An 11,278-nucleotide genomic window follows, 5' to 3' on the forward strand; every position below is an offset into this window, starting at 1 on the left:
CAATATTCCTCTTTTATATGAAATCTAGGCTCAAATCTATTGCGACCCATACTATAGGACTATCGTATCATCCCGCCCCGGCCCGGTCGAAACCAGAGCGATGCCGACTCTTAGCTCCCCGGCTATGTACTTCAAGTAGTCCTGTGCCTTCTTTGGCAATCGGGCAAAATCGGTCACCCCGGTGGTGGAACTAATCCATCCCTCAAATTCGCGATAGACCGGTTTGACATTCCACAGTTCGGCTATATCGAGCGGCACCTGGTCGACTGTTTTTCCGTTCGATTCATAGCCGACACAGACTTTGATTTTCTCGAATTTATCGAGCACGTCGAGCTTGGTGAGGGCGATTTTTTCGATGCCATTGATACGGCAGGCGTAGCGGAGGGCGACCATATCGAGCCAGCCGGTCCGGCGCGGCCGCCCGGTGGTGGCGCCAAATTCGCCCCCGGCCTTACGGAGATGTTCGCCATCCTTGTCGATCAGCTCGGTCGGAAATGGCCCGCACCCCACCCGAGTGGTATAGGTTTTCACCACGCCGATAACCTCATCGATCATCTTTGGCCCCATCCCCAGCCCGGTGAGCGCCCCACCGACAGTGGTATTGGAAGAGGTTGTGAAAGGATAAGTTCCCAAATCAATATCCAGCATCGCCCCCTGCGCCCCCTCAAACAGAATCGATTTCCCTTCCTGATTATGCCGCTCCAGCTGAAAAGAAACATCAGCCGCCATCGGCTCGAGGATCGGAACCAATGCGAGAAGATCATTATATATCTTGTCGATATCGGCTCGTTCATCGGCAGAGCCGGAGAAGTATTCCGCTTTTATTTTCGGCTGAAGCTCCAGCTTCTTCTTCAATTTATCGGAATCAAAAAGGTCACTCAGGCGGATTCCACAGCGGTCAATCTTATCCCGATAGGCTGGGCCGATACCGCGCAGAGTCGTTCCGATACCATCGCCGCCTCGTTTCTTTTCATCGATACAATCAATCAGCTTATGATAGGGAAGGACCAGATTGACGGCGGCTGAGATAAAGAGGCGCCCGGCCGTGCTGATTCCCTCATCGTGAAGCCACTGAAGTTCCTCCATCAGGCCAAACGGGTCGAGCACCACCCCATTGCCGATATAGCAGATCTTACCCGGATGAATCACACCCGATGGGATCAGGTGAAGAATATATTTCTTCCCACCGGCGATAATAGTGTGCCCGGCGTTGGCCCCGCCTTGGAAACGGGTGATGATATCTGCTTTCTCCGCCAGAATATCAACCACCTTCCCTTTACCCTCATCGCCCCACTGACATCCGACCACGATAACATTCTTACCCATTATCTATCTCCCACTTTTTGTAAAATCCATTTCCAGACTTCCTTGACACCCATCCCGGAAAGTATCGAAAACGGGACTGCGGGTAGTCTTAGAAGTTGAGTGGTTTCGTTGGTTTTACGGATTAAAGCACTCCTGCTCAATTTGTCGGCCTTGGTCAGAACGGGAAGGAAATCCAGTTTCCTATTTTGCAGCCAGTCGACCAACATCAGGTCCATCTCGTTCAATTCCCGCCGGCAATCGAGCAAAAGTACCATTCCACACAGGTTTTCCACCTCATTTACATACTTATCCACAAGTTTCCCCCAATCGTCTTTCACTTTTTGGGGGGCTCTTGCGTACCCATAGCCGGGGAGGTCGACAAAATAGTAGCGATCTTCGATGAGGAAGAAGTTCAACGACTGGGTTCTTCCGGGTGTGCTTGAGGTCTTGGCCAGTCCTTTCCGGCCGACCAGATGATTAAGCAGGGATGATTTGCCGACATTGGAGCGCCCGGCGAAAGCCATTTGCAGGAGTCGATCATTGGGTATATTCCGGACATCGTAGTACGACCCGTGAAAAAGCGCCTTTCTTATCATCTGTTTTTGGCTTGTCCAGAATAACCGGGCAAGTATAAGGAATTTTATTGGGTCCGGGTAGTTTCTTTTTTTCTTTTTTCCGCAGCCTTGGCCGGGGCTTTCTTTCGAAATCCCTGTTTGAAAGCCACCTTCAAGGCGTCCTCGACCTTCTTAATCGGCATCAGGTTAAGTCCGTGCAGCAGTTCGGTGGGGAGATCGGCAAGATCTTTCTTGTTTTTGAAAGGATAAAGAATATCGGTTATCCCGGATCTTTTGGCCGCCAGAAGCTTCTCATTTAGTCCACCGATAGCGAGAACATCACCGCTCAAGGTTATTTCGCCGGTAAAGGCGAGGCTGGAGCGAATTGGCGTCTCGGTCAGAGCGGAAATCATAGCCAGCAGGATAGTAATTCCAGCCGAGGGGCCATCTTTAGGCACTGCTCCCTCCGGCGCATGGAGATGAATTTCCATTTTCTCAAAGAAATCGGAAGCCAAATTGAATCTGCCGGCATGGCTTCGGACATATGATAGCGCGGCGGAAGCCGATTCCTGCATGACAGTCCCGAGCCGGCCGGTCAGAGTCAGCTTAGAGGAGCCTTTCATGAGAGTTACTTCAATCGGAAGAAGCTCGCCGCCGAATTCGGTCCAGGCTAGGCCAACTGCGTACCCCGGTCCCGGACGGGCCTGAATATCTGTCGAAATATATTGCCGCACACCAAGATAAGATGAGGCTTTCGAAGCGCTGACAGGGAATCTGCGGCGCTTCTTCCCTTCCGCCAACTGCTGGGCGACTTTCCGCATAATCGAGGCCAATTGCCTCTCGGCCTCTCGAACCCCGGATTCCCGGGTGTAATATCTGATTATTTCTATCAGGGCACTGTCATTGAATTCAATATCAATACCCTCAAGACCCATTTCCTTTTTCAACTTTGGAATCAGGTATCCTTTGATAATTCCCAGCTTTTCATGCTCCAGATACCCCGGTAAGCGGATAATTTCCATCCGGTCGGCCAGCGGTCGCGGAATGCCGGAGACAGAATTGGCGGTAGTGATAAAAAGAATTCGCGAGAGGTCGAAATCGAGCTCGAGATAATTATCCGAGAAAGTGGCATTTTGCTCCGGATCGAGCACTTCCAGAAGCGCCGCCGCCGGGTCGCCGCGAAAATCAATGCCGATTTTATCAACCTCATCCAATAAGAACACCGGGTTAGCGGAGCCGGCTTTCTTGATCGATTGTATTATTCTGCCCGGCAGCGAACCGACATAGGTTCTCCTGTGCCCGCGAATTTCGGCCTCATCATGAATCCCGCCCAGCGACATCCGAACAAACTTCCTATCCAATGCCCGGGCTATGGAGCGGCCTAAAGAGGTTTTCCCGACGCCCGGAGGCCCGACCAGGCAGAGAATCGGCCCTTTCACCTTTTTTGCTATTTTCAAAACAGCGAGGTGCTCCAAAATCCGTTTTTTCGGTTTTTCGAGTCCGTAGTGGTCGCCATCAAGGATAGATTTTACTTCGGCGAAATTTCCTCTATCGGTCGTGACACTGTTCCAGGGTAATGATAATAGCCACTCGACATATGTTCTCAGAACTGCCGATTCGGCAGAATAAGGGTGCATTTTTGACAGCTTCTTAATATCCTCATCTGCCCGCTTTTTTACTTCCGGAGGCGCCGAAAGCTCCTCCAGCTTATCCTCAAGGTCCTCGACCTCATTGCCGATATCCTCCCCCTGCCCCAGCTCCTCTTTTATGGCTTTCAACTGCTGCTGGAGATAGAACTCTTTCTGATTGCGGGAGAGTGATTCGCGAACGGTGCCATCAATTTTCTGCTCGATTTTAAGAATCTCAATTTCCGAGCGAAGAGTATCGCCCAGCTTAATCAACTGCGGTTTGACCGTCTCAAACTCCAGTATCTGCTGCTTGGTCTCCATTTTGAGCAGGATATGGGCGGCGATAGTATCGGCCAGCCGCTGGTAATCATCGATAGAGGAAATAGAGAAGAGAACCTCTTCGGGGATACGGCGGTTGAGACGCACATATTCGGAGAAAAGCTCACTGACAGTCCTTGCAAGGGCCTCGGTTTCGGTATCCTTGAAAGAATCGGCCGAGACTAACTGAAGGCGGGCGGTGTAGAACCCGCCGGTTTTATTGAAGGTCTTTATTCGGGCGCGGATTAATCCTTCAACCAGAACCTTTATGGTGCCGTTGGGGAGTTTCATCACCTGGAGGATGCGGGCGACCACGCCGACCTGATGGAGATCCTCGAGGTTAGGAATATCGATCTCGGGGGTTTTCTGGGCGCAGAGGAAAATCTGCTTATCGAGAATCATTGCCTCCTGAAGGGCCGAGACCGTAAACTGCCGCCCAACCAGGAGGGGGTAAATCATATGGGGGAATATGACAATATCGCGCAGCGGCAGCACCGGCAACCGCGACTTTATTTCGACTTTTTCTTCGCTGAAATCAAGTTTCATAATGATTCACTGCATTTAGGGTAATTCTGGGCATACAACCTATAATCTAACTAATTTTCCGTTCAATGGGGATTTTTTTTGACGAATTATGGCATTGCCACCCATAATAAGAGATACGAAAATCCCTTTTTTTGAGCTTGACGGCGAGGATATATTTATCTATAATTTAAAAAGGAATTTGCGCCAAGCCATGTGATCGCAGAGGATGCGGGAAGCCTTAGGGCAAAATAGAATTTGAAGCAAATCCATGCACAAATCAAACATACCAAAGCTCACCGATGTTGTGACCGAGGATACCCTCAAGATATTCCTCCAAGGTTTTTTTCTCAATTCTGGACTAGCAGTCGGGATATATGTTGAGCCCGGTAGGCCGCCGATTTTGAATGAATCTGATTTGAATCCTATTTGTTTGCAGCACTATAACCAGGTTGGACGCGGGGGATGCTCGGAAAGAAATATAGCACTGGCAGCGCGGGTACTCATCGATACGGACAAAAAAGCATTAAAGGAATTGGAGAGTTGTCCTTTCGGTCTTCAGCATGTTGTTGAGCCAATTTGGTGTGCAGATAAGAAGCGAATTGTGGCTATTCTTTGCTTGGGCGGAGTACTGACAAATAAAGAAGAAGCAAAATCATTCTTGGAGAAATTCACCATAGACCTCTATATGGACCAGATTAGCTTTAAGGATAGGGGAAAAAGACTAAAGGAATATGCCACAGACCTTCAGAATTATTATAATGCTCATTTGAAGATGATTGGCTACACAGATGACCGCCAAGCCCCCCCACCATATAATGCTGCACGTAGCGATATCCCGGAATTCCTTGATATAATCAACAATGACTTAGACGAGACTTTCGAAAGAATATTGTCATTTCTGAATACGTGGACTAATTCCCGTCTCTCAGCTCTATGCATACTTGACCCGCAAGCACCTTATAATGACCCAACAAATGACTATCTTGTTGTCCGGCATGTTGTGGGTCTAACCGAATTAGAATCTGAAAGAAAAAAGAATCTGAAAGGCCCCGAATTTCTGAAGGTTTCCGATAGCTTTGTAGGAAGGGCAATAATCAGTAAGAAAATCGATTATGTTGAGGATCTGAAACCTGAGGATTTCAAATGGTTTGAGGCGGTTAGAGAGTTGGATACAAGAAAAGCACTTGTAATACCACTCATTTTGCCTGATAATCGTTTAGTCTTAGGCGTATTAATCTGCTTCCCGGGTCGTGCGATATGGAGATCAAGATTACCAATGTTCGTATCATTCGCTCGTCGGGTCGCGGTTTCAATATATTCAGCAACGCGGAATGAATTATACAAGCGGAGTCGTATTTTCTCGAAAAGGCTTCTGGAAGTATCTTCTATGACGGGGATCGAATTTTATAGTGATATGGCCGAATTAATCCGCACGACACTTGATGCTGCCGCAGCATCAATATTCATTATTGATCGCACTTCAAGATATTTAAGACTTGTAGGTACAACCGATCAAACGCAAAATGCCAAATATTTAGTTGGCAGTAGAATCTATAGAATTGGTGAGGGCATAACGGGCTTTATAGCAGCGGAATTAGCCAGAAGACCTTATGGCGAAATAGTATATAACCTTTATGACGATAAAAGGCGATCACCGAAATTTGAGGAATACGTTCCAGAAACGCGTAACAACAGCCATTCTATGATGGCGACACAGGTGATTTCGCCCGGCGGCGAGGTTGTAGGTGTAATACGATGTGTCGACGTTGTACACAAATCAAATGCCGTTTTCAACTGTTTTAATCACTTCTATTTAGAAGGACTGCAGTTTTGGGCTGGTATTTTTGGCATTATTTACACTATGAAGGAAGGGGTTAGATTGAACCATGAATTTATGCTCACTTTTGTTCATGAATTTGGTTCGAGTCTTATGGGCCTGAGGAATAATTTAGAACTTGTGAAGAGAAACATCGAAACTGGCAATTCAATTGTAGCCCTGCGTAAACTCGATGATGCTGTGATGCTTGCGGTTGATATTATGACACCCCCTCTTCAGGATGTAGAATTAACCAGTCTTATTATGACAAAAGGTGAATGGAGTATAGAACAGCCGCGAGAAGAGGAGCTCTGGCTGGAGAAGGATATCCTAATGCCTATGAAGAACGCCTTTCAGGATGAAGCAAGACGCGAAAGGCATATTGATATTCACTATGAACCACTCCCTGTAAGTATCTTGGTAGACAGGAAACAGATAATACAGGTTTTCAGCAATCTCATACGCAATGCAATTAAGTACTCATTTGATCCTAAGAATAAAGCAGTAACACCCAATATGCTCGCGGATATAAAAATAAGACCATATTTCGATGATCGAGGAGCACTTCATATCGATTTCGAGAACCAGGGTATAGGTATAGATGAGGACGAGAAGAAAGTCGTGTTCGAGCTTCACAGAAAAGGCAGAAACGCCGGTATACAGAGCGCCGGTGGACTTGGGCTGGGTTTATTCATATGCAAGACCATTCTGAGATTTCATGGCGGTGATGTTTTTGTGAAATCTGGCCATAATCCAACGATCATAACAATGAGGCTACCTTCATTTAGAGTACTGCAACAATAGTGAAAGGGTTGATGTATGAATATTCTTTTTATAGATGATGATGATATAAGGACTGCGCCGTTGCGAGAAGGACTGCCATCGATGGGTGATTATTCGGTCACTCACATACGAAATCCAATAGAATCTATTGAAATTTTTGGTACTGATCCGAAGCAATTTCAATTGATCGTTGTTGATATAATGATGCCTCACTACGCTGCACCTGAATATAGGGATTTCTCGATACCCAAATATTTTCAGGACAACAACGATGGCATTTATACTGGGCTCAAGGTACTGATGCAACTTGAGGCCATTATGATACAGTGGAGCATTTCAATACCAATAATTGTCCTGACTCACATACCGGACGTCAATAAATATATCACGGAACTTGTTGCATCCGGCGCTCTTTTGAAGCGGCCATCTGCTGTCTTGATAAAACCCGTCTTCATAAAAGATTTCGTAGATGTTATCGAGAGGCTTGGCCAGCATGATTAATGCAATAAGAGGTATCGTTAATAGATTGATTGGCAAAAACCGATTGGGGCATTATCGATATAAGGCAATAAGAGATGTCATAATATGGTTCTTTTTCGGTGTTGTTTTTGGATTACTTCAACTCTGGATATCCATCCTAATACAATGGCTTGAGAAACCAAACGTTGACATGTATGTTTATCTCCAGTCCGGCGTCATATTATTTTTTTGCTCAGGCATTGTAACCAGTAGTGCTAGCGAAATACTATTTGAAGATGATATTGACAAGAAAAGAAGGCGGAACATTGTATTTCACATTCTATTGCCAATGATATTTGTAGTATTTATTACTACGGTGTACTGCAGAATTATTGCGGGGCACATTGATCTAGTGAAAAATAACTGGTGTCAATTGGGGTCTTTTGCATATGCTTTGGCTTATTCCATCATAACAAGATTTCAATTGAACTATGTGAGATTCCGACGAATTGAATATGGTGGTGCATCATGCTAATATATATTACTAGCTTGCTCCTACTAATTGGCATCATACTATATGCTACGAGCACTTTCGCTAGATGGCAAGGAATACGTCGCAATCCCCTATTGGCGATAAGGGATCCCATTAGATCAGTCGAATTAGAATATATCCGGATATTTTCAGACAGAAATAAGATTAACAAATACGAAGTAAGACGTAGTAAGGCATTTTATCAACTTGGCGATGACGAAGAGAAAATTCGTTCCATATATTATATTGCTTTTCTTGGAACCCTAAGCGATGTCGAGTTTTTAAATCGCGCAAGTCATGATATGGGGCAGAGTGAAGCGGTACGGCACGCAGCGACAAAAGCGATGGATCTTCTCTATGCACGGTACAAGCCGGCGCAATAGGTTCAAAGCATGTTAGTTTATACTGGGTCTGTTAATACATCGCGTGAGCGGGTGTTTACAATTGAGGCGTAATGTGCTTCTGCCCCGCAAGGGTCCATGAAATTACCACAAAAATGTCAGGGTGCGTGGGTTTCAACCAGTGTCTCAGAATCCCGGGTGGAGAAGCTTGATAAGATAGAAACAGCCGGTGGCGAGCAGGGCCGAGGCTGGTATGGTGAAAACCCAGGCCCAGACAATCCGGCCGGCGACACCCCACTTAATCCCCGAAAGATTTGTCGTGGCGCCGACCCCCACAATCGCGCCGGTAATCGTGTGCGTGGTGGAGACGGGAATGCCCAGGTGAGTCGCCATAAACAACGTGGCGGCGCCGGCAGTCTCGGCACAAAAGCCGCCCACCGGTTTAAGCTTGGTGATTTTCATCCCCATCGTTTTCACGATTCGCCAGCCGCCGAAAGCCGTGCCCAGGCCCATGGCCAGATGACAGGACAAGATGATCCACAACGTGTCGAGATTGGTGAGAGAGAGTTTGGTCTCCGGTTTCATGACTCCCCCGGCGATCAACAGCGCCATGATAATTCCCATGGTTTTCTGGGCATCGTTACCGCCATGCCCCAACGAATAGAGCGCCGCCGATAACAACTGCCCCTTACGAAAAAGCTTGTCAACACTACTGGGCCGCCAGCGGCGGAATATCCAGAAGACAATTATCATGATAATAAAGCCAATTACCAGGCCGATAAGAGGTGCAAGGGGAATGAATTGAACAGTTTTCCAGATATTTCCCCAGCGGATAATATCCAATCCCTTATAGGCAAGGCCGGCCCCGGCAACCCCGCCGATCAGCGCATGCGAGGAACTGGTCGGCAAGCCCAGCCGCCAGGTGATCAGATCCCAGACGATAGCTCCGAGCAGACCCGCCAGCACCACATAAACATAAACCGTGTCGTGGCCGTCTATCTTGATAATTTTGGCAATTGTGTCGGCCACGCGAGGCGCAAATATGAACATGGCGACAAAATTGAAAAAGGCGGCCCACCAGACAGCCACTCTGGGACTCAGCACCCGGGTAGAAACCACCGTGGCGATTGAATTGGCGGCATCATGGAAGCCATTGATGACATCAAAGATAAGGGCGACCGCAACCGTCCCGATGACGACAAACATTATTGGGGTCATGATCAGGAGGCCTCGATCACAATGCCTTCGATAATATTGGCTACATCCTCACAGCGGTCAGTGGCTGTCTCGAGACGTTCAAAGATATCTTTCCATTTTATCACCAGGACCCCATCGGTCTCTTCTTTGAAAAGCCTCGCCAGTGCCGTGCGCAAAACCTGGTCACCGGCATTTTCGGCCTCATAAATGGCGCGGCAGCACTTTTCAATGGCCTTTGCCCCCTTCTTCATATCGCGCAGATTGCCGATAGCAACATCAATCTCCGTAGTGGCTTTAATCAGCACTTCCGTGAAATTCTTCATTTCAGGACGCAGGTCTGTCAATTCATAGAGCATCATGCGCGAGGCGGTCGAGTCGATAGAGTCGATTATATCATCCAGACGTTTCATCAGGTGGAGAATTTCCGATCGGTCGATGGGCGTAATAAAAGTTCGATGAAGAGCATCGATGCATTTATGGGTGATATCATCCGCCTTGTGCTCGAGATCCTTAATGCGGCCGGCACGACTGGCCAGCTCCATGGGATTCAGGGCAATGGCATGCAATTCCCGACATGCCTCAATTGACAATTTGCTGTGATGTTCGAAGAAATCGAAAAAACCGGTTTCCTTCGGCAGTAATCTTTTAAACATAAATGCTCCGAATATTCATTTCTGAGGACTCGCGAATTGATGGGTGGGGATAGTTTCTCATAAGCGGTCTGGAAATTAATGAAATCTCGACCGAATGTCAAAGGCATTGCGAAGTATATGGAGGCAAAGACGGAAGGGCTTACCCGCCGATACCACGCATTTTTGAGCCCTTCGGCGGAGTTAGCCACCTGGCCGAAGATTGATGGAACTTAGCCCATATTAAAGTGTTTAAATGCCTATGTCATCAAAGAAATTAGTTCACCTGATCCTGATATTATCAATCCTGGGGCTATCGGGGTTTCTCATCAATGGCTGTTCCAAGGGGAACGGAAGCCAGCCCGCCCGAGGTGGCGGTGGCGGGAAAAATATCGTGCCAGTGGAAGCTTTGGTTGTCAAACCTCAACTTCTCCGCAACACAATATCCACGACCGGAACGCTGTTGGCTAACGAGGAGGTCGAATTGCGGTCGGAAATTTCCGGCCGTGTTACCGGGGTCTTTTTCGCGGAAGGAAAAAGGGTCAGAAAAGGGGAACCGCTTCTGAAAATTAATGACCGCGAATTGATAGCCCAGCTCAAGCGGAAAGAGGTCGAGGAAAAGCAGGCCTCGGTTGAAGAAGGCCGTCAGAAAAGACTCTTTGATATCAAAGTTATCAGCCAGGAAGATTATGATAGAACCCTCAACACGCTGAAAATGGTTCAGGCGGAAAAAGAGGCTATTGAGGCGCAACTGGCTAAAACGGAAATCACGGCCCCTTTCGATGGAACAATCGGATTGCGTTATATCAGCCAGGGTGGCTATGTCACACCCAGTGTGATGGTGGCCACGATGCGGGATACCGACCCGATGAAAGTGGAATTTTCGGTTCCGGAAAAATATGCCGGACAGATTAAAAACGGCACCGAAATATCGGCGCGAATGGGCGATTCTCAGGAAGAACACAAAGGTGTCGATTATGCAGTGGAATCCAAAATCGACGCTGATACCCGCACCATCAAGTCGCGGGCGAAAATTGCCAACCCCGATGGAAACCTGATTACCGGATCATTTGCCAAAGTGGCGATCACGCTTGAGGAACTGCCGCAGGCGATTGTCATTCCTTCCGAGGCGATCGTTCCGGAAATAAACGGCGAAAAAGTATATCTCTGCGATAACGGCAAAGCAAAATC

At 47.5% G+C, this 11,278-nt stretch carries 8 protein-coding genes; 3 read left to right on the forward strand and 5 right to left on the reverse strand.

Annotated elements, in window-relative coordinates; translation table 11 throughout:
• Window positions 1-51 precede the first annotated feature (51 nt).
• From NT002_00455 to lon, 3 genes are read right to left on the reverse strand one after another with little or no spacing between them, the layout of a single operon-like run.
• Window positions 52-1,326: an adenylosuccinate synthase gene (locus NT002_00455; protein MCX6827749.1), complete on the reverse strand. Its 1,275-nt coding sequence runs from the start codon at window positions 1,324-1,326 to the stop codon at window positions 52-54.
• Entirely contained in the window at window positions 1,326-1,901 is a 576-nt protein-coding gene (gene yihA, locus NT002_00460; protein MCX6827750.1) for a ribosome biogenesis GTP-binding protein YihA/YsxC, read from the reverse strand. The genes NT002_00455 and yihA overlap by 1 nt, the downstream gene beginning before the upstream one ends.
• Before the next feature lie 44 nt (window positions 1,902-1,945).
• On the reverse strand, window positions 1,946-4,351 hold the full coding sequence (lon, locus tag NT002_00465) for an endopeptidase La (GenBank protein MCX6827751.1): 2,406 nt from the start codon (window positions 4,349-4,351) through the stop codon (window positions 1,946-1,948).
• A 247-nt stretch (window positions 4,352-4,598) separates the two neighbouring features.
• Between lon and NT002_00470 the strand changes: the two genes are divergently transcribed.
• Complete coding sequence (locus NT002_00470) at window positions 4,599-6,950, forward strand: ATP-binding protein (protein ID MCX6827752.1); 2,352 nt, start codon at window positions 4,599-4,601, stop codon at window positions 6,948-6,950.
• A 15-nt stretch (window positions 6,951-6,965) separates the two neighbouring features.
• On the forward strand, window positions 6,966-7,430 hold the full coding sequence (locus tag NT002_00475) for a hypothetical protein (GenBank protein MCX6827753.1): 465 nt from the start codon (window positions 6,966-6,968) through the stop codon (window positions 7,428-7,430).
• A 1,017-nt stretch (window positions 7,431-8,447) separates the two neighbouring features.
• On the opposite strand, the gene NT002_00480 is transcribed toward NT002_00475, so the two are convergent.
• Entirely contained in the window at window positions 8,448-9,479 is a 1,032-nt protein-coding gene (locus NT002_00480) for an inorganic phosphate transporter (protein MCX6827754.1), read from the reverse strand.
• A gap of 2 nt (window positions 9,480-9,481) precedes the next feature.
• Complete coding sequence (locus NT002_00485; protein ID MCX6827755.1) at window positions 9,482-10,111, reverse strand: DUF47 family protein; 630 nt, start codon at window positions 10,109-10,111, stop codon at window positions 9,482-9,484.
• Between the two features lie 232 nt (window positions 10,112-10,343).
• Between NT002_00485 and NT002_00490 the strand changes: the two genes are divergently transcribed.
• The coding region (locus NT002_00490; protein MCX6827756.1) for an efflux RND transporter periplasmic adaptor subunit at window positions 10,344-11,278 on the forward strand (935 nt) is incomplete at its 3' end.

The sequence above is a fragment of the Candidatus Zixiibacteriota bacterium genome (genome assembly GCA_026397505.1).
In the GTDB taxonomy this organism is placed as follows: Bacteria; Zixibacteria; MSB-5A5; order GN15; family PGXB01; genus JAPLUR01.

Coding starts and splice junctions, on each gene's coding strand:
- NT002_00455 (MCX6827749.1), bottom strand. CDS start 1,326: ATGGGTAAGAATGTTATCGTGGTCGGATGTCAGTGGGGCGATGAGGGT.
- yihA (MCX6827750.1), bottom strand. CDS start 1,901: ATGATAAGAAAGGCGCTTTTTCACGGGTCGTACTACGATGTCCGGAAT.
- lon (MCX6827751.1), bottom strand. CDS start 4,351: ATGAAACTTGATTTCAGCGAAGAAAAAGTCGAAATAAAGTCGCGGTTG.
- NT002_00470 (MCX6827752.1), top strand. CDS start 4,599: ATGCACAAATCAAACATACCAAAGCTCACCGATGTTGTGACCGAGGAT.
- NT002_00475 (MCX6827753.1), top strand. CDS start 6,966: ATGAATATTCTTTTTATAGATGATGATGATATAAGGACTGCGCCGTTG.
- NT002_00480 (MCX6827754.1), bottom strand. CDS start 9,479: ATGACCCCAATAATGTTTGTCGTCATCGGGACGGTTGCGGTCGCCCTT.
- NT002_00485 (MCX6827755.1), bottom strand. CDS start 10,111: ATGTTTAAAAGATTACTGCCGAAGGAAACCGGTTTTTTCGATTTCTTC.